The following is an 18,354-nucleotide window of genomic DNA, read 5'->3' as shown; positions in this document are numbered from 1 at the left end:
CGCAGGCCTTCTTGCCGCGTAGTGTTATCGCCATGGCTAGAACTTCACCGTTGCCGACAGCGAAATGTGCCGGCCGTCGCCCATCGCGACGTTCAGGGCGCTGCCGGTGGTGGAGGTGTAGTAGACCTTGTCGAACAGGTTTTTGACGTTGAACTGATATGTCACGGGTACCTGGTCGACCTTGGTGTCGTAGGTCGCAAAGATGTCGGCAACCGTGTAAGCTGGGAGGAAGAACGTGTTGGCAGTGTCGCCCGGCCGGTCGCCGACATAGTGGGCGCCGCCACCGAGCCGCAGGCGTCCGGGCAACCGGTCGCCGAAGTCGTAGACGAGATAAAGCGACGCGGTGTTCATCGCGGCGTTCAATAACTTTGCGTTGCCGACTTGGGGATCGTCGATCAGGCGCGCGTCGGTATAGCCGTAACTGCCGATCATGCTCCATTGATCCGTGAGCCTGCCGGTGACGTCCAGTTCGACACCGCGCGATCGGGCTGCGCCCGAGGTGCGCCCGGTCGACCTGCCACCGCCAATGTCATCCAGCACCAGCACGTTCTTCTTCTTGATGTCGTAGACCGCAAACGTACCCGACAACCGCTTGTTGACATCGAACTTCAGCCCGGTCTCCCACTGCGTCCCCTCTTCAGGCGCGATGGTAGAATCGACGACGAAGCCGCTGGTGAATGCCGCGATGGTGGAAGTCGGCTTCAGCGATTGCGTATAGCTCACGTAATAGGAGAGCTCTTCGCTCAGCTTGACGATGATGCCACCGAGCGGCAGCACCTTGTCGCCCGACAGGTTGGTGTTGGTGACGAAGACAGGTCGGCCCTTTCCGGCGAGCTGCTCATATTGCATCCAGCGCACGCCGCCGATCACGGACAGCCAGTTGGTCACATGGAACGTGTCCTGGGCGAAGAAGCCGCGGGTGCCGAGCTTGTCGGTCTGCTCGCTGTCGACAGGCGAAACGGTCGTGCCCGGCGCGATCAGCCCATAGACCGGATTGTAGACATTGAAGCTCGGAGTCGCCTGGCGGATCAAGTCGCGGCGATCGATCGTGCGATACAACGCCTCGCCGCCGAACAAGATCTCGTTGCGGAAGCCGCCGACCCAGACGTCGCCTTGCATGTAGGAGGTGCCGTAGCTTGCGTTGCTGAGCGAGTTCTGGGTACCGTCGTTGCTGCGGGTCTCAATGCCCGTCTTCGCATTGACGCCGGTGATGCGAAGCTGGTTGGCGCTGTAAGTCTCGGTGTTGTAGCTGTACGCCGCAGTGACTTTCCAATCTTCGCTCAGCTTCTGCTCGACCGAGCCCTGCACCAGATCCGACGTGCCCCACATGTTGTTGAAGGGTTCATCGAGCCGGCGCGTCTTCGGGATTGCCAGCGGCGCGCCGTTGGCGAGGGCCGTGCCGCGGTCGAAGGGATAGATGAATTCGCGATGCTCATAGGTGAGCTGGACCGTCGTGGTCTCGCCGTACCAGGCGAGTGACGGGTTTACGAGCATTTCCCGATGGCGACCGAAATTGCGCCAGTAATCCTCGCTGACGCCGTAACCAATGAACCGATAGGCAAGGCCGCCATTCCCGATCGGGCCGGTGACATCGACGGTGCCGTCGGCGCCGTTGCGATCGTTGGCGTAGGCCGAGCCGAGCAGCGAAATCGAGCCGTGCTGATAGAGCTCCGGGCGCTTGCTGATGGTGTTGACGATGCCGCCGGGATCCATGATTCCGTACAGGAGCGAGGCCGGCCCCTTGAGCACCTCGACGCTGTCGACTGCAGCATTGAGGCTGCGCCCCTGCACCAGCGGCATGCCGTTGCGCATGATCGAGCCGTCGCGATTGTCACCAAAGCCGCGTCGGATCACCGCGTCCTGGGTGCCCGCGAGTGTGTTGGTCTGAGTGATGCCGCTGATGTTGACCAAGGCATCGTCGATGTTGCGCGGCAGCTGGTCCTTGAGGACCTGTGCAGGCACGACGTTGACAGACTGTGATGTGTCGAGCGGCGAAGCGCCCGAACGCAGGGTGGTTGCGCTCGGCATGGCACGATAGCCGAGCTTTGCGGACTGCTGCGCGGCGGCCTCTGCCGCTGCACGCTCGGACAAAGTCTGCGCTGAGGGCGGAACGATGGCTTGATTGCGACGCGCGGCTGCCTGTGTGCGTCGTTGCGATTGCCCCGAAGCGCGCGGGGGCTTCGGTCGCTGCGTCGGCGCATCCACGTTCACCGGCGGCAGCGCCGTTTGCGCCTGCGCGATCGTGCTGCCGGTGGGATATTCGGCCACCAGCACGGCCGCGCCGAGGAGAAGACTTGCACCGCTCTTGGCGGCGCGATTTCGATGGCCGCTGACGCGAGGGCCATCCGCAGAGGCACGCACTTTCAATTCACTTCCAAGTCACTGCATTGACGCCGGCGCGTCTAGCAGCCGCCGCGAATGAAGACGACTTGAATAGCTCTAGTCTTGAATCGTTCTAAGCGCAGGCGCGATCGCGCGACACGCGCTGGCTGGTGTCGCGATCACGGCAGCCGGCGCGTCTGGCTCACGTTTTTTTGCTCAGGCTAACTGCACAGCCAATCTTTACAGTTTAGCTGTAAAAATGCCATGCTACCTTGCCATGATCAATTCATCAGACCAACGCCCGTCCGCGCGCGCGGGCGCGCTTGCGGAGGACCTCCGTTCACTGGTTGGCAAGCTCAAGCGGCGACTCCGCGAGCAGGCAGGCCCCGAGGATTTGACGCCATCCCAGGTATCGATCCTGCTGCGCCTGGAAAAGGACGGCCCCGCCACAGTGTCGAGCCTGGCGCGATCGGAAAAGATGCGCCCGCAATCGATGAGCACCGCGGTCGCCGCTCTGCTGGCCGCAGGCCTTGTCAGTGGCGCGCCTGACCCGGACGACGGCCGTCAAACCATCCTGTCGCTGACTAAAGCGTGCCGCGAGTGGATCCGGGTCGGCCGCGCGGCCCGGCAGGACTGGCTCTCGCGCACTATTTCGGCACGGCTGTCGTCGCGAGAGCAGGACGAACTCGCCGCCGCCGTCTCTCTGCTCAAGCGGCTCGTCGACGATTGACGCGCGCAGAACTGTCGGCTGCTAGAAAGACACATCATGGCTCTCACCACGCTCGACCCGATCACTGCCCTCATTGTCGTCGACCTGCAACGCGGCATCGTCGATCTGCCGTCCGTCCATCCCATGGGAGACGTCGTGGCACGCGCTGGCGCGCTTACGCGCGCGTTCCGGCGGCATCGTCTGCCAGTCGTGCTGGTCAATGTCGCCGGCAGTGCGCCCGGTCGGACCGAGCGGCCTCGTCCCGAAGGTCCCTTCCCCCACGGGTGGGCCGATCTTATTCCCGAGCTCGATCGGCAGGCCGACGACCTCACCGTGACCAAGCAGACATGGGGCGCATTCGCGAGCACGGACATCGAGAGCAATCTACGGCAGCGTGACGTCACGCAGGTCGTCATCGCAGGTGTCGCGACCGGCACCGGCGTCGAATCTACGGCACGGCAAGCTTACGAGGCGGGCTTCAATGTCACCCTTGCGATCGACGCCATGACCGACCCGCGTGCCGAAGCGCACGACTACAGCATCGCCAACGTTTTTCCGAGACTCGGCGAGAGCGGCTCGACGCAAGCGATCATCGATTTGCTGGCAGCACGGAGCGCACAGGCATGAACTGGCTTCATCTCGTTTCCTATTTTTGGGGCGGCGCATTTCTCGCGAACGCCATCCCACATCTAGTCAGCGGGCAGCGCGGCGAACTGTTCCAGAGTCCGTTCGCAAAACCGCCGGGCGAAGGTCTGTCTTCATCGACGGTCAACGTGCTCTGGGGCTCCTTCAACGTGGTCGTTGCATACCTCCTCATTTGTCGCGTCGGAGAATTTGCTCTGCTGGACACGAACGATGTCGTCGCCCTCGGGCTTGGCGCGTTGCTCTTGAGCCTCTTTCTCGCGCGACGCTTCGGCCGGTTCCACGGCGGCAACACGCCATCGGGTTCGTAAGCGTGGCCGCTGCAGGCACATTCCGTTCGCTGCGGAACTACAATTACCGTGTCTGGGCTGCGGGCGCGCTGGTGTCCAACACCGGGACCTGGATGCAGCGCGCCGCGCAGGACTGGCTCGTTCTCACCGAGCTTACGCGGCACAACGCCTCGGCCGTCGGCATCGTGATGGCGCTCCAGTTCGGGCCGCAGCTTCTGCTGATGCCTTGGACCGGTTTTGCGGCCGATCATTTCAACCAGCGACGGCTTCTGGTCGCGACCCAGGCGACGATGGGCGGACTCGCATTGGTGCTCGGTCTTCTTACAGTCACCGGTCTGGTGCAGCTCTGGCACGTCTATGTGTTCGCCTTCCTGTTCGGTTGCGCCGCGGCTTTCGATGCCCCCGTGCGCCAGACGTTCGTGGCCGAGCTCGTCGGCGACGGTGAACTCCCCAATGCGATCGCGCTGAATTCGACGTCCTTCAACGCCGCGCGGATGGTCGGACCCGCGATGGCAGGAATCGTCATCGCCTCGATCGGCACCGGTTGGGCTTTCCTGCTCAACGCCGCCTCCTTCATGGCGGTGCTTTGCTCGCTCGCTTTGCTGCGGACATCGGAGCTTCGCCCGAATGCACGGGCGCACCGGGCACAGGGTGTCATGACCGAGGGCTTTCGCTACGTCTGGTCGCGCAGGGATCTCAGGGCGATCATGATCATGCTGTTCCTGATCGGGACGTTCGGACTGAATTTTCCGATCTTCATCTCAACGATGGCGGTCAGCGTTTTCCACACCGATGCGCGCGGCTTTGGCTTGTTGTCGTCGACGATGGCGGTCGGCACGATCTCGGGCGCGCTGCTGGCCGCAGGGCGCGCCCAGCCACGCTTCGTCTCGCTGCTACTCGGCGCCGCAACGTTCGGCGCGGGATGCACGCTGGCTGCCCTTGCGCCGAGCTATTGGCTATTTGCGGGCAGCCTTGTCCTGATCGGCGTCGCGGCGCTGACGGTCACCAATACCTCGAACGCCATGATGCAGCTCTCCACCGAACCGCGGATGCGGGGGCGCGTGATGGCATTGCGCCTCGGCGTCGCGTTGGGCGGCACGCCAATCGGCGCACCCATCGTTGGATGGGTAGCGGATCATCTGGGCCCGCGTTGGGCGCTCGGCGTGGGCGCAGCGGCCGGCTTTGCGGCCGCGCTCGTCGCTGTCTGCACCATGTCGGCGCGGACCGCGAACGATCACAGCGATGAAGCGCGCGCTTAGGCGATCGCGCGGCTGGTCAGTTCGTCCAGCTTCGCCTTGAGCGCGGTGCCATCAGACAAGGCACGCAGCGGCGGACGCACGCGCAACCAGCCGGCATCACCGGTCTGGGCGGCGAGAATGGCCTTCAGCGTGGCAAGGAAGGACGGCGACTTCACCACGATATCGACGGCCGCCTGCATCCGCGCTTCGACATCCTTCCCGTCGATCATCGCCTTGACCAGCTCCGGCGCGATATTGGCCATGCCGCAGATCGTGCCGGCGCCGCCGCCGGCGATCGCGCGCGCGATGTCGGTTTCATTGCCGACCGTGATGGCGAGCTCGGGCGCCGCGGCACGGAAGGCCTGGAACTGCTTGAAGTCGCCGCTGGAGTCCTTTAGGCCCGCGACCACATTGCCGTAGCGCTTGCGTAAATTCGCAGCGACGGTCGTCGGGATCGCAACACCCGAGATCTGCGGGATATAGAGATAGGCGCGCAGACGATCGTCCGCGACGCCGTCGATGATCGCCGCAAACGCATCCTCGATGCCGTCAGCCGTGACGCTGCGATCGAAGTAAGGCGGCAGAACCAGCACGTGGCGCAGGCCCAGGCTGAGTACGGCGCGCGTCAGCGCGATGCTGTCGCTGATGGCCGGAAAGCCGCCGCCGACGCCGATGCGCTCCGCTGGCACGCCGGCCCTGAGCACTGCATCGATGGTCGCGACGCGCTCAGCAACATTGAACGAGGTCCCCTCGCCGGTGGTGCCGAACAGCACGACACCATCGACCCCCTTGCTAAACAGCTGCTTGGCATGGGCAGCGAGCTTCGCAGAGTCCACATTGCCGTCCGCCGCCAGCGGCGTCGCCGACGCCACCCAAAATCCGCGAATTGCCTCCGTCATAGCACCACCGATTGCTGCGCCCCGAATAAGGCCCTGATCCATAACGATCTCCGCGGCCATGAGGCTGTTTTTGCTTTACTTTGCGTCTTGTATCTTACATACAAGCCATATGCAATTCCCTGCTGTGCCTCCGCCCGTGGGCGGCGCGGCCAGATCTGCAAGAGGTCTCACATGGACATGCTGACGCCCGTCGGACATCCCGCCTCATTGCTCGAAACGTTGCGCGCCAGGCTCGGCGCCGCGGCCGTGCTGACCGGCAGCGACGTGCCCGCACGCAGTTGCAACGATTGGAGCGCGAGCCTGCCGCAGACCCCGCTCGCGGTGATCCGCCCGCTTGATGCGCCGGGCGTTGCTGATGCGATTGCGACCTGCCGGCAAGCGCGCCTGCCGTTCGTGCCGCAGGGCGGACTGACCGGGCTCTGCCGCGGCGCCGCGCCTGAAGCAGGCTGGGTCGCGATCTCGCTGGAGCGGATGACCGGCATTGAGGAAATCGATCCCGCTTCGATGACGATGACGGTGAAAGCCGGCACACCGCTGGAGACGATTCAGAAGGCTGCGGACGAAGCCGGCTGCTTTTTTCCGCTCGATCTCGGCTCGCGCGGCTCCTGCGCGATCGGCGGCAATCTCTCGACCAATGCCGGCGGCAACCGCGTCATCCGCTACGGCATGGCGCGCGAGCTGGTGCTCGGCCTCGAAGTGGTGCTGCCTGACGGCACCATCATCACTGGTCTCAACAAGCTGATGAAGAACAATGCGGGTTACGACCTGAAACATCTCTTCATCGGCTCGGAAGGCACGCTCGGCATCATCACCCGCGTGGTGCTGAAACTCTTTCCGAAGCCGCGGTCGACCATGGCCGCGCTCTGCGCACTGAAGGATTATGCCGCGGTGATCGACTTGCTCGGTGCCGCCCGCAGCGGCCTCGGTCCGCTGCTGTCGGCATTCGAAGTGATGTGGCCGGACTATTGGGACGTGATCACGACGCGCGCCGGCGTCAAGCCGCCGGTGGCCGCAGGCCATGGCCTCTACGTGCTGGTCGAGGCGCAGGGCACCGACGAGAGCGCCGATGCCCCTCGCTTCCAGGCCTGGCTCGAGGAGCTGATGGAGCGCGGGCTGCTCACGGATGCTGCCGTAGCGCAATCGCTGGCGCAGACGCAAGCCTTCTGGCGCGTGCGCGACATCTGCGCCGAGTTCGGACAGGTGCTCGGGCCGCACATCTCCTACGACATCGGCCTTGCCGTGGCGCGGATGGACGAGTTCGCGACACGCTGCAAGGCGGCGCTGGCTGACGGCATCAAGGGCTGCGAGAGCGTTTATTACGGTCATATCGGCGACGGCAATCTGCACCTCGTCTCCTGGGTCGCGGGCCTTCCCGTCGAGCAGCAGCCGAAGGAGGAGATGGACGAGATCATCTACGGCCTCGTCCGCGACATGGGCGGCAGCGTCTCCGCCGAGCACGGCATCGGCACGCTGAAGAAGAAATGGCTCGGTCATGCCCGCAGCGAACCGGAGATCGCCTTGATGCGGACGCTGAAAGCCGCGCTTGATCCCGATCATCTGCTCAACCCCGGCAAGGTGATCTGAGAACCCCGATGCGCTCGCTCAAGCTGGATGCGCCGAAATCGCTGTCCCAGCGCGTGATGCTGCGGCTGCGACAGGCGATCATCGACGGCGAGTTCGCGTTGGGCGCGGCGATTTCGGAAGAGATGGTGGCGAATTCGTTCGGCGTCAGCCGCACGCCGGTGCGCGAGGCGATGGGCCAGTTGCAGGCGCAAGGGCTCGTGGTGATCCGGCCGCAGGTCGGCAGCTTCGTGTTCACGCCGAGCGCAGAAGATATCACCGCGCTTTGCAGCTTTCGCATCGCGCTCGAGCCCAAGGCCGCCGAGCTCGCCTTTCGTCATGACCGGGACGGCGCGATCGCCGCGATGAGCGAGGCGATTGCGGCAATGGAGCCGGCCGTCGAGGCGAGGGACAACATCGCCTATGGCCGCGCCGACGCCGCCTTTCACGAGGCGCTGTTCACCCATTGCGGCAACCGCTATCTCGCCGAATCCTATCAGCTCGTCTCCGGCCGCGTTGCCGCGCTCCGCACCAATCTGACATCGCCGATCGACGTGCGCACCCGCGTCTCGTTCGACGAGCACCGCAAGCTGCTCGACCTGTTCGCGCGTGGCGAGTTTGCAGCTTTCGAAGCGCTGATGACCACGCATATCACCAATTCGGGTGTGGTCTACGCCAAGGCGTTGAAAGTCGATTGATCGCCTATCTCTCCTGCTTCGAGCCCGGTCGATCGAGGAAATCCAGGGCGGTGTTGATCTGTTCGAGCTGATGCTCGATTTTGTCGCGGTCCTCCACCGACTGCGCCGTATCGAGCTGTTCGACGAGCTTCTGCTTCCGCAGCAGCAAGTTCTCAATGACTGTACTCACAGCACCCCCACCGCCAGAGGCGACATCGCGCAACCATCGTGAAGACGCACGCGACCCGGGCCCGCGTCGAACCCTCACGCAGAATGTTCGCGGCAGCGATTGGTTCCAATTGCGCAGCTCAGGTGCGCCGACGGGAACCTGCGTTCAGCGCGGCGCGACGATTCCGGCGAGCCGCACCTGCGCGACATGGGTGCGGCTCGCGGAGACCGAGAACACCGCCAGCAGCGTACACACCATGCAGAGCTTCATTCGAACGGTCCTGCGATCGGTGATGGGCAGGAACAGGAAAAACAGCATCGACAGGATCAGCAGCGTATCGACCAGCAGCATGGATTTCTCCCTCGCAACGGATGGGGAGCTTGGCACGGCATGCAGCAGCGATATGTGGACCGTGTCACAGTCCCGCCTGGCGTCACAATCGGCAGAGCGGGCCCACCGATCGGTTGAATTCGGCGGCCCGGAGTCCTATGCGTAGGCCTCATGGACACCCAGATCATTACCGCCGCAAAACCCCTGATGGCGCAGGCCCGCCCGCGTAAGCCGGCCCCGTTCCTTCCCATGAGCCGCGCCGAGATGGACGCGCTCGGCTGGGATGAATGCGACATCGTGCTGGTGACCGGCGATGCCTATGTCGACCATCCGAGCTTCGGCATGGCCATCATCGGCCGCCTGCTCGAGGCGCAGGGATTCCGGGTCGGCATCATCTCCCAGCCGGACTGGCAGTCGGCCGAGCCGTTCAAGGCACTCGGCAAGCCAAAAGTGTTCTTCGGCGTCACCGGCGGCAACATGGATTCCATGGTGAACCGCTACACCGCCGACCGGCGCCTGCGCCATGACGACGCGTACACGGCAGGCGGCGAAGGCGGCAAGCGGCCGGACCGCTCGACCGTCGTCTACGCCCAGCGCTGCCGCGAGGCATTCAAGGATGTGCCGATCGTGCTCGGCGGCATCGAGGCTTCGCTGCGCCGGATCGCGCATTACGATTACTGGTCGGACAAGGTGCGGCGCTCGGTGCTGGCCGACGCCAAGGCCGACCTCCTGCTCTACGGCAATGCCGAGCGCGCCGTCGTCGAAGTGGCGCACCGTCTCGCCGCCGGCGAAAGCCCGCGCGAGCTCGACGACATCAGGGGCGTCGCGCTGTTCCGCAAGGTCCCCGCTGATTACACCGAACTGCACGCCGACGATCTCGATTCCGCCGACGAGGGCGCCACGCGCCAGAAAGGCCTGACCGTCATCCGCCTGCCTGCGCTGGAGCAGGTCGAGCAGGACAAGGAAGCCTACGCCCGTGCCTCGCGCGTGCTGCACCGGGAGAGCAATCCCGGCAATGCGCGTCCGCTGGTGCAGCGTCACGGCGATCGCGACCTCTGGCTCAACCCGCCGCCGATCCCGCTCACATCAGAGGAGATGGACGCGGTCTACGACCTCCCTTATGCGCGCGCGCCGCATCCGTCCTATGGCGACGCCAAGATTCCCGCCTGGGACATGATCAAGTTCTCGGTGACGATCATGCGCGGCTGCTTCGGCGGCTGCACCTTCTGCTCGATTACCGAGCACGAGGGCCGCATCATCCAGAACCGCTCCGAAGGCTCGATCCTGCGCGAGATCGAAAAGATCCGCGACAAGACGCCGGGCTTCACCGGCGTGATCTCCGACATCGGCGGTCCGACCGCCAACATGTACCGGATGGCGTGCAAGGACCCGAAGGTCGAGGCGGCGTGCCGGCGGCCGTCCTGCGTCTTCCCCGAGATCTGCCCGAACCTCAACACCTCGCATGACGACCTCATTCGCCTCTATCGCAAGGTGCGCGAGACCAAAGGCATCAAGAAGGTGATGGTCGCATCGGGCGTGCGCTACGACCTCGCGGTCGAGAGCCCCGAATACATCAAGGAGCTCGTCACCCATCATGTCGGCGGCTATCTCAAGATCGCCCCTGAACACACCGAGCGCGGTCCGCTCGACAAGATGATGAAGCCGGGCATCGGCGCCTACAACAAGTTCAAGCGGATGTTCGACGAGGCGGCCGAGCGAGCCGGCAAGAAATATTACCTGATCCCCTATTTCATCGCGGCGCATCCGGGCACGACCGACGAGGACATGATGAACCTCGCGCTGTGGCTGAAGAAGAACCGCTATCGCGCCGATCAAGTGCAGACCTTCCTGCCCTCGCCGATGGCGACCGCGACCGCGATGTACCACACCGGCGTCAATCCCCTGCGCGGCGTGCGCCACGGCGGCAGCGACAAGGTCGAGGCGATCAAGGGCCTGCGCCAGCGCCGCCTGCACAAGGCGTTCCTGCGCTACCACGATCCCGACAACTGGCCGGTGCTGCGCGAAGCGCTGATCGAGATGGGCCGCCGCGACCTGATCGGCTCGCAGCCCCACCAGCTCGTGCCGGCGCACCAGCCCCCCGGCACCGGCAAGGCCGCCGGCACCAGGCGGCCGGTGCGACCGGGCGGCAAGGCGCAGAAGTTCACGACCAAGGGCGTGCGGCTGATGAAGTAGCGGCCGAGCGCCGAATTGCGCCTCCCGCGTTCGCGTGCTCGAACAAAGTTGAAAGCAACCCCATGCACAGTAGCCGGGGGTAGCGAAATCAAGAACTTAAAGCGCGGCGAGATTGGGATGGTGCGTCGTCCGCGCATCAACTCGTCCGTCCGCGTGATTTTTCCGAAAAACCGTAGACGCGCTTGACCCGTCGGGCAAAACAGGCGCATGATGTCACCATCGCGCCCTTGTCGTCCGGGCTATTCCCGCTCCTCCGCATCGATATCCTCAAGCTTCACTCCGCATCCCGCGCGCGGAATGTTTCGCGGTCTGTCGACACGTGACGAGAATTCGTTGCGCGTCGGGCATGCCGAAACCGGTTGACCTTTCCTCCATCATGTAACATATAAAGTTACATGAAGCGCGACAGTCGTCTCTCTGGCGTCCTCCACGTGCTGCTGCACATGGCGCAGCAGCCAGGGCCGTTCACATCCGAGACCCTGGCGAAAGCCATGGGCACCAATCCGGTGGTGATCCGCCGCATCATGGCGGGGCTGCGGGACCTCGGTTACGTGCGCTCGGAAAAGGGCCACGGGGGCGGCTGGACGCTGGCCTGCGATCTTTCCAAGGTGACGCTGCACGACGTCTACGTCGCGCTTGGCAGCCCGTCGCTGCTGGCGATGGGCAACCGGACGGAAGCGCCGGGTTGCCTGGTCGAGCAGGCCGTCAATGCGGCACTCGATCAGGCCTTTGACGATGCAGAGGCGCTGCTGCTGGCGCGCCTCGGCGAGGTGACGCTGGCGATGCTGAGCGAGGATTTGCGCAAGCGGCTGGGGTCTCGAAAGATCCATCACATCAGCGCGCATGGCGCGTGAACGGCTCCATTCACGGGACAACATCATGACCGACATTCAAGCCGCATTTTCGGATCCGCAATTCGTGGCTCGATACACCGAAGGACCACGGCGCTTCGTGCCGGGCTACGACGCCATGCAATCCATGGCGTCAATTTTGCTGGCCGAAAGCGTCCCCGGCGATGGGCAAGTGCTCGTCCTCGGTGCCGGTGGCGGCCTGGAGCTCAAAGCCTTTGCACAGGCACATCCCGGTTGGCGCTTCGACGGCGTCGACCCCTCTGGGCCGATGCTCGCGCTGGCCGGGCAGACTCTGGGAGAGCTCGCACCACGTGCGCGCTTTCACCAAGGCTATATCGATGATGCCCCGGAGGGACCGTTCGACGGCGCCACCTGCCTCCTGACCCTCCATTTCGTGGATGCCCCCGAACGACGCCGCATCGCCTCGGAGGTCCGCCGCCGGCTCAAACCGCGCGCACCGTTCGTGGTCGCGCATCTGAGCGCGCCCGATGGAGAGAAGGAACGTCCGCTGTGGCTGGCGCGCTACTCAGCGTTCCTGGCCGCATCCGGCGTCGAGCCGGAGCAGGCCGCGGCCGCACAGAATGCCGTCAGCAACCATCTGCAGATTCTGGCGCCTGCTCAGGACGAACTCATCCTGCGCGAGGCCGGGTTCTCCGAGCCAACGCTGTTTTACACCGGCTTCGCCTTTCGAGGCTGGGTCGCGTACGCCTGATGCCGCCTGTCTCGTCGACACAGATCAATTCACGCCGGAAGGGCCAATTGTATGAACAAGGTCAGCTCGTAGGAGGGGAAGAGTGCCAGCGGAACCCATCGATCCCGCCGCTGCGGGGAGGTTCCGCAAGGGCTGAACCACGCGCTCTCTCGCCACAACTCGCGGCCCGCGAAAAATTACTCCTGAGGACCTGCCCGATCTCGTGACGTTCGCCGACATTAAACTACGAAGAGCGTCATCGAAGTCGATCCAAACAATCTTCCAGCGACGCTTGGGCAAGGCATAAATTGGAATGAGATTACGCTCGAGATGACAGACGAGCTGATCACGACGGGCATTGAGAAGAAGTTGCCTTGGCTATCAGCATACTTTGAAAATAACTTCCGACTGGATGGAGCCGATCACGGGGCAAGAGGGATATTGCGAACCAATTGAGTTGGTCCGACTTCGATCAATCGGGCAATTTAGAAGACATCGATAGCGCGTAGGATGGGTAGAGCGGCAGCGAAACCCATCAATCTCTCCGCCTGTGACGAGAGACGATGGGTTTCGCAAAGGCTCAACCCGTCCTACAAGCTATTCCGCTTTCCTGACTGCCGCCGGCATCGCCTTGGCGACAACGGTCTTACTGGCTCGCCGCCGCAGCGGCGGTCGCCACATATTTCGTGTAGAATTCGGCGACCCGGCCGCGCCACATGCCGACGAACGCCTCCGACGTCACATTGTCCACCGATTTCCAGGTGCGCTTGAACGCCGGAAGCGCATTGCCCCAAATCGCGCGTTTGCACCACCTCTCGCCCTTCTCCCTGCCTTCGCTAGTGGCGCACATCGATTTCCAGGCGGTGCGAGCGGGGTGGCTGACGTGCTCGGCGGCGCCTTCCCAGCCCTGCTGATGGATCAGGTAAAGATCGCTCATGTCAGGCGTCCGGTGCGTGATCCACCCGAACTGGACGCCCTCGGTCAGGATCTTGTAGGCGGCCGCAACGGCGTTGTCCCTGGGATTGCGGATCTGCCCGAAGCCGAACTTGCCGAACTCATATTGGCTCAGCTGAAACAGGCCGATATAGGACCCGGTGCGTTGATTGGGGTTGAAACCGGATTCGATCTTGGCAACCGCCATCATGAAATTGACATCGAGACCAAAGGCGTCGGACACACGCTTGATCTCTTCGGCCGGCGTTCCCACCGGAATGTCCTTGAACGCACGCAAGACGATCTCCGCCGGTTTCTCGGCGGGCGGCAGTTCGGACCAGACGTAGTAGACCAGATAACGGAAATCCGGCGCCGACGCCGCTTTGGGAGCATCGTTGACCGCATCGCGCGCTGCGGAGAGCGGCTGGACAGTGTCAGGCTCCAACGACGCCAGTTTCGGCCCGACGGGTTCAGCGACGATCTCGGCTGCACTGCTCGACGGCCCGGAACCTGCCGACGTCGCCGGACCAGGCTCTGCTCTGTCGGCCCGAAGCGCCGCCGCAAGCCTGGCGGATGCCTCGGCGTACAAGGCAGGCGTCACCACGAGCGCAGGAGCCACGTTCGCTGCCGCTGCCGGCAGGACATCCGGCATCGTCGCGGCCGGTCTGTTACCGGCGGCCAGAAAGACCCCAATGGACGCGATGAGAGCCACGATGCAGCCGGTCTGCCAAACCTTCATTGCCCGAAGTCCATGGATGGCTTCTGTACGAAGGCTATGCGCATGTCGCCGCAGCCCAGATAAGTCCCCCTTCGTAGAACCTTATGGTTTAAATGTGGTGAACGGGGGCAGATTTCTGCCTCGCCTCTCATCGGGGTCCGCCTTGGGTCTGGTCATCCCCGGACTTCGACCGCACCTGCGCGCCGGGCCGGCCGCAGATTTTACCGCAAAGAGTTGCGCCTGCTTTGCCTCCCCGCAGCCTGGAAATCCCGCTAGGATTGAGCACCCGCGTAGCGCGGGCGCTAAATTATAAAGGGAGGAAAATCATGTTAACACGTCGAGGTTTCGCCAGTTTGGCGTCGTGTGCAATTTGTGGAATTACCGATTTCATCGCAACGGAGGCTTTCGCGCAGGGCGCACAGCCACCTGCCGCCGGCGGGGTGACCCGGAAAATCCTGTCGCAGATTGACGGCCCCGCGCCGGGGTACACAACGATCATCATGGACGTCACGATCGAGCCGGGCGTTTCGATCCCGCGTCACACGCATCCCGGAATCGAGTCGAGCTACTGCATGGAGGGCGGAGGCGGCGAACTCCCGGTCGAGGGACAGCCGATGCGCATCATCAAGGCGGGCGAAGCATTCCAGATCCCGCCGGAGACGCCGCATGCTGGTGGCAAGGCAGCGGACACCAAGACGAGACTCCTGATCAATTACATCGTCGAGAAGGACAAGCCGATATCGAAGCCTGCCTGAACGGGCAGGCTGCATGGGTGTCGATTGACTCCGGACGAGCTTGCGCCCGGCCGGAGGCTCGCAACATCGGTTCAAAGCAAGGGGCCTCATCCGTTCTGGCAAGAGTGGATTGGGCCGCTTGGTTTTGACCTCGCACGGTGGTCCCGAAAGATCGCGCTCATTCCGAGACATTGGGCCGCGCCTCGGCGCAGAGCCGGGCTTCGACGCGAGCCGCGCTGCCTTGAACCGCGTCTTGGCTTCCGATGTCCGGCTTGGCCCCAGCTCGCGGGGAAATGGGGGGCATTGAGCTGGGGCCATTGGGGTCACCCTTGGGGAAGGGCACCGGGAAAACTTGGCAAATGCGCGAATGTTCCAGGCCTAATTTTGCGGTCTCCCGTTCCGCAGCCGGAACAAAATCCGTGTGTGCACTTTGTAACACATGGCAGGACAAGACGCGGCTACGGAACTCCCGATCATCCTGGTCGTCGAAGACGAGGAAGCGATCCAGATCATCGTCGAGGAAGCCCTCGCCGAGGGCGGTTTCGAGATCGAAATCGTGAAGACGGGTGAGGAAGCGATTACGCTGCTGAAGAGCGGCCTCAGGCCCTATCGGGCTGTCGTGACCGACGTCAACTTGCTGGGACGTCTTGACGGCTGGGAGATCGCACGAGCTGCCCGTGAGATCGACCCGCATTTTCCCGTGGTTTACATGACCGGCGCGGCCGCCGATAAGTGGCCCGTACTCGGTGTACCAAACAGCATTCTGCTCCAGAAACCATTTGCGCCCGCGCAAGTCGTTGCGGCTGTTTCTCAGCTCTTGAACGTGGGTTCGCAGCAGACGGGGCCCGCCTAAGGGTCGCAAATCGTGCCTGCTTCGGTCCTCCTCGTCGAAGATGAAGCCCTCATCAGAATGATGCTGGTCGACATGATCGAAGAGGCGGGGCACTCGGTCGTTGCGGAGGCTGGCGACGTCAGCCGGGGTGCCGCGCTTGCAAGCAGCGCTGAGTTCGATCTCGCAATACTCGACATAAATCTTGGCGGTGACGTGATCACGCCGATCGCCTCAACCGTTGCCGGTCGCGGCAAGCCGTTCTTCTTCGTGAGCGGCTATGGATCGTCGGGAGTCCCTGATGCCTTCAAAGGAACCCCCGTGGTGATAAAGCCGTGTCTGCTGGTTGAGCTCAAGGCCGCGATCGATTCGGCGTTGTCGTAATCTTCGCTGATCCGTTCCCAAGACGTTGCTTGGCAAATCGCCCCCGCTATCGAAGCGCGGCCGTGGCCACCCGCAAACAGGGCAGGCAGCGATAGGCATGAACGGCGGGAAGGCTTGCGATGGCAGGAAGAGATGCCAGGAAATCCATCGGCTTCCTGCATGTCTCACAAATCAGGATCGGCCGAATGTTGTTCGCCTCGTCGCGAGGCATCGGCGCCCCGTTGGCCGGCAGGCATGCAGATCTCGCGCGCACGTCGGATCATCCGGGAAATTGCGGAAGGGAATCATTTGAAAACTACGCGGTGATTTTCGCCCAGAAAAGCTAACAATGCCTAAGCAATCCTCCCGTCTCGAACCTGCCAGCCCCGAAACATGCTCCTGGGACGCTCCGTTCAATCCGTCATGGGCTGGGTTTGGGGGAAGGCGTCGGCGACGGGCTGGCCTGCGGTGTCACCACGGAGCCGTCACCATGAGGCACGCACGTTCCCACGTTGCTGAGGAGACGCTTGGCTTGCGCATCACGCGCTTTCGAATAGTCGTGACGCCGCTCGATATTCATCGCCGCCCATTTGTCCCAGGCCTCGAACGCGTCGGCGTAGTGCTTGCGCATCTGTTCTTCGGCCGAAAGGCAATCGGCGAATTTATCGAACACAAGATCGGTGTTGACCGGCGTCATTCCGCCGACAAGGACCACCAGCATCCATTTCATGGTTGCTCCACATTTGTTGCCTGACCGGAACGGGCAAATCCCCGTCCGGGTTCCGTCTCGCGCGAGGCGCAACGGTCAGGCCGGCTCTCCGGTCGAAATGCGATCGAGGCGCAGACGGTGGCGCTGGTCCGTCAGCAGCCTTGCGCCACCGAGCACGGCGGCCAGCGTACCCAAGCCCGTTCCGCCCGCGATCAGGAACATGATCAAGAGCTGATATTTTGCCGCATCGACCGGCGCGACACCGGCGAGAATCTGACCGGTCATCATGCCCGGCAAGGAGACAAGGCCGATCGCCGCCATGCTGTTCATGATCGGCGTGAATCCGCTTCGGAGCGCATCCCTGACGACCGGCAACACGGCTTGATACCGCGTGCCGCCGAGCGCGAGGCAAGCTTCGATGGCACTTCGTTCACGCACGAGGCCGGTGATCAGGACGTCCAGCCCGAGGCTGATCCCCGTCATGGTGTTGCCCAGGATCATGCCGAGCAGCGGCAGCGCGTAGCGGGGGTGATACCAGGGATCCGGGCGCAGCTGCGTGAGCAGCGCGAACATCGTCACGGTGCCGGCGGCGAGCAGCGTGCATGACGCGCCGAGGCCGTAGCTCCAGATGCCGGGAAGACGCCGCTTCTGCCGCGCGACGATCTCGCGCGAGGCGAACAGGACCATGACGAAGGCCGCAAGCGCGGTCCAGAGCGGCGAGACGGCGGCAAACAGGAAGGTCAGCACGTATCCGACCAGCACGAGCTGGATTACCATCCTGAGCGTGGCGACGGCCAGCTGCCTCTCGAGCTTGAGGTGGAGAGCAAGCGAGAGAACCCCGTCCATGACGACGAGGAGCGCGGGCAGGATCAGATCGCCGTAAGCAAGGGGGATGTAGGTCACATCAGCTTCTCCTCGATCCTGCCGCCGGTGTTCATCAGGAAGACCCGCGACCCGACCCTCCGCGCCTGGGCATCGTCATGCGTACTCCAGATCACGCTCGTTCCCGCAGAGACCCGCTCGGCGATCAAGGCTTCCACCGCCCCAGCCGATGCCGCATCGAGTGCCGAGGTCGGCTCGTCGAGCAGGAGCACGCGCGATTGCAGCACGAGCGCGCGCACGAGCGCCAATCGTTGTTTCTCGCCCGTCGACAATCTTTGAATCGGCCAGGAGGCGCAGTCGTGCGGCAGCCGCAAGCGTTCGACCAGCGGCAGCGCATCCTCCCAGGCCGTGAAGTGCTCCTGCACCGTGTCGGACCACCAGCCGGGCTCGGCGGCAACATACGTCACCTGCTTGCGCCAGACGGGAGCCGGCATGGTTTCCCTCAGCCTCCCGTGCAGCATGACCGCGCCTTCGTTGGGATCGAGATCCGCGATGGAGCGGAGCAGCAGGGTCTTGCCGACGCCGGACGGTCCTTGCAGGGCGACGCATTCGCCGCCCTGCAACTCGAACGACACGCAGAGGTGCAGGCGCTTGAGTGCGCGGACCGTCAACATG

Annotated in this window: 20 protein-coding genes; 12 read left to right on the top strand and 8 right to left on the bottom strand. The window is 63.7% G+C overall.

Annotated elements, in window-relative coordinates:
• Positions 1–36: 36 nt before the first annotated feature.
• A complete protein-coding gene (locus tag IF809_RS12070) occupies positions 37–2,361 on the bottom strand; it encodes a TonB-dependent siderophore receptor (RefSeq protein ID WP_462837678.1) in 2,325 nt (774 codons plus the stop codon).
• A gap of 238 nt (positions 2,362–2,599) precedes the next feature.
• Between IF809_RS12070 and IF809_RS12065 the strand changes: the two genes are divergently transcribed.
• From IF809_RS12065 to IF809_RS12050, 4 genes are read left to right on the top strand one after another with little or no spacing between them, the layout of a single operon-like run.
• On the top strand, positions 2,600–3,052 hold the full coding sequence (locus tag IF809_RS12065) for a MarR family winged helix-turn-helix transcriptional regulator (protein ID WP_128963852.1): 453 nt from the start codon (positions 2,600–2,602) through the stop codon (positions 3,050–3,052).
• Positions 3,053–3,088: 36 nt separating this feature from the next.
• Entirely contained in the window at positions 3,089–3,658 is a 570-nt protein-coding gene (locus tag IF809_RS12060) for an isochorismatase family protein (protein ID WP_128963851.1), read from the top strand.
• On the top strand, positions 3,655–3,984 hold the full coding sequence (locus IF809_RS12055) for a hypothetical protein (protein WP_462837677.1): 330 nt from the start codon (positions 3,655–3,657) through the stop codon (positions 3,982–3,984). Before IF809_RS12060 ends, IF809_RS12055 begins: the two co-directional genes overlap by 4 nt.
• 2 nt (positions 3,985–3,986) lie before the next feature.
• The gene (locus IF809_RS12050; RefSeq protein ID WP_462837676.1) at positions 3,987–5,222 is read left to right on the top strand and encodes an MFS transporter; all 1,236 of its coding nucleotides are present in this window, start codon (positions 3,987–3,989) and stop codon (positions 5,220–5,222) included.
• On the opposite strand, the gene IF809_RS12045 is transcribed toward IF809_RS12050, so the two are convergent.
• A complete protein-coding gene (locus IF809_RS12045) occupies positions 5,219–6,100 on the bottom strand; it encodes a dihydrodipicolinate synthase family protein (RefSeq protein ID WP_462837675.1) in 882 nt (293 codons plus the stop codon). The two genes, IF809_RS12050 and IF809_RS12045, sit on opposite strands and share 4 nt — an antisense overlap.
• A 171-nt stretch (positions 6,101–6,271) precedes the next feature.
• Between IF809_RS12045 and IF809_RS12040 the strand changes: the two genes are divergently transcribed.
• Both IF809_RS12040 and IF809_RS12035 read left to right on the top strand, forming a co-directional pair.
• Positions 6,272–7,684 carry an FAD-binding oxidoreductase gene (locus tag IF809_RS12040; protein WP_462837674.1) on the top strand — a complete coding sequence of 471 codons (1,413 nt, stop codon included), beginning with the start codon at positions 6,272–6,274 and terminating at the stop codon, positions 7,682–7,684.
• An 8-nt stretch (positions 7,685–7,692) separates the two neighbouring features.
• Positions 7,693–8,358, top strand: a complete 666-nt coding sequence (locus IF809_RS12035) for a GntR family transcriptional regulator (protein ID WP_453994748.1) — start codon at positions 7,693–7,695, stop codon at positions 8,356–8,358.
• A gap of 4 nt (positions 8,359–8,362) precedes the next feature.
• Here the strand turns inward: IF809_RS12035 and IF809_RS12030 are convergent, their stop codons facing one another.
• Complete coding sequence (locus IF809_RS12030; protein ID WP_164938424.1) at positions 8,363–8,527, bottom strand: hypothetical protein; 165 nt, start codon at positions 8,525–8,527, stop codon at positions 8,363–8,365.
• A 144-nt stretch (positions 8,528–8,671) separates the two neighbouring features.
• Positions 8,672–8,857: a hypothetical protein gene (locus IF809_RS12025; RefSeq protein WP_128963846.1), complete on the bottom strand. Its 186-nt coding sequence runs from the start codon at positions 8,855–8,857 to the stop codon at positions 8,672–8,674.
• Between the two features lie 150 nt (positions 8,858–9,007).
• Here IF809_RS12025 and IF809_RS12020 point away from each other — a divergent pair, with 150 nt between their 5' ends.
• The 3 genes from IF809_RS12020 to IF809_RS12010 all read left to right on the top strand — a co-directional run bounded on the left by IF809_RS12020 (position 9,008) and on the right by IF809_RS12010 (position 12,592).
• Positions 9,008–11,029, top strand: a complete 2,022-nt coding sequence (locus IF809_RS12020; protein WP_462837673.1) for a YgiQ family radical SAM protein — start codon at positions 9,008–9,010, stop codon at positions 11,027–11,029.
• 395 nt (positions 11,030–11,424) lie between these two features.
• Entirely contained in the window at positions 11,425–11,883 is a 459-nt protein-coding gene (locus IF809_RS12015) for an Rrf2 family transcriptional regulator (RefSeq protein WP_453981684.1), read from the top strand.
• Positions 11,884–11,908: 25 nt separating this feature from the next.
• On the top strand, positions 11,909–12,592 hold the full coding sequence (locus IF809_RS12010; RefSeq protein ID WP_462837672.1) for a class I SAM-dependent methyltransferase: 684 nt from the start codon (positions 11,909–11,911) through the stop codon (positions 12,590–12,592).
• Between the two features lie 625 nt (positions 12,593–13,217).
• Here the strand turns inward: IF809_RS12010 and IF809_RS12005 are convergent.
• Positions 13,218–14,243, bottom strand: coding sequence for a transglycosylase SLT domain-containing protein (locus IF809_RS12005; RefSeq protein WP_462837671.1), 1,026 nt, complete (start codon positions 14,241–14,243; stop codon positions 13,218–13,220).
• A gap of 257 nt (positions 14,244–14,500) precedes the next feature.
• Here IF809_RS12005 and IF809_RS12000 point away from each other — a divergent pair, with 257 nt between their 5' ends.
• From IF809_RS12000 to IF809_RS11990, 3 genes are all read left to right on the top strand, one after another.
• On the top strand, positions 14,501–14,977 hold the full coding sequence (locus IF809_RS12000) for a cupin domain-containing protein (protein ID WP_462837670.1): 477 nt from the start codon (positions 14,501–14,503) through the stop codon (positions 14,975–14,977).
• 418 nt (positions 14,978–15,395) lie between these two features.
• Positions 15,396–15,809, top strand: coding sequence for a response regulator (locus tag IF809_RS11995; RefSeq protein ID WP_128963839.1), 414 nt, complete (start codon positions 15,396–15,398; stop codon positions 15,807–15,809).
• A 12-nt stretch (positions 15,810–15,821) separates the two neighbouring features.
• Positions 15,822–16,169, top strand: a complete 348-nt coding sequence (locus tag IF809_RS11990; RefSeq protein WP_128963838.1) for a response regulator — start codon at positions 15,822–15,824, stop codon at positions 16,167–16,169.
• Positions 16,170–16,569: 400 nt separating this feature from the next.
• Here IF809_RS11990 and IF809_RS11985 read toward each other — a convergent pair whose 3' ends face one another.
• The 3 genes from IF809_RS11985 to IF809_RS11975 all read right to left on the bottom strand — a co-directional run bounded on the left by IF809_RS11985 (position 16,570) and on the right by IF809_RS11975 (position 18,353).
• The gene (locus IF809_RS11985) at positions 16,570–16,878 is read right to left on the bottom strand and encodes a hypothetical protein (RefSeq protein ID WP_453981673.1); all 309 of its coding nucleotides are present in this window, start codon (positions 16,876–16,878) and stop codon (positions 16,570–16,572) included.
• 75 nt (positions 16,879–16,953) lie between these two features.
• Positions 16,954–17,760, bottom strand: coding sequence for an ABC transporter permease (locus IF809_RS11980; protein WP_462837669.1), 807 nt, complete (start codon positions 17,758–17,760; stop codon positions 16,954–16,956).
• Positions 17,757–18,353, bottom strand: a complete 597-nt coding sequence (locus tag IF809_RS11975) for an ABC transporter ATP-binding protein (RefSeq protein ID WP_462837668.1) — start codon at positions 18,351–18,353, stop codon at positions 17,757–17,759. The genes IF809_RS11980 and IF809_RS11975 overlap by 4 nt, the downstream gene beginning before the upstream one ends.
• Position 18,354 lies beyond the last annotated feature (1 nt).

Source organism: Bradyrhizobium sp. UFLA06-24 (assembly GCF_054967145.1).
This window is presented reverse-complemented; position numbering and strand designations above follow the sequence as displayed.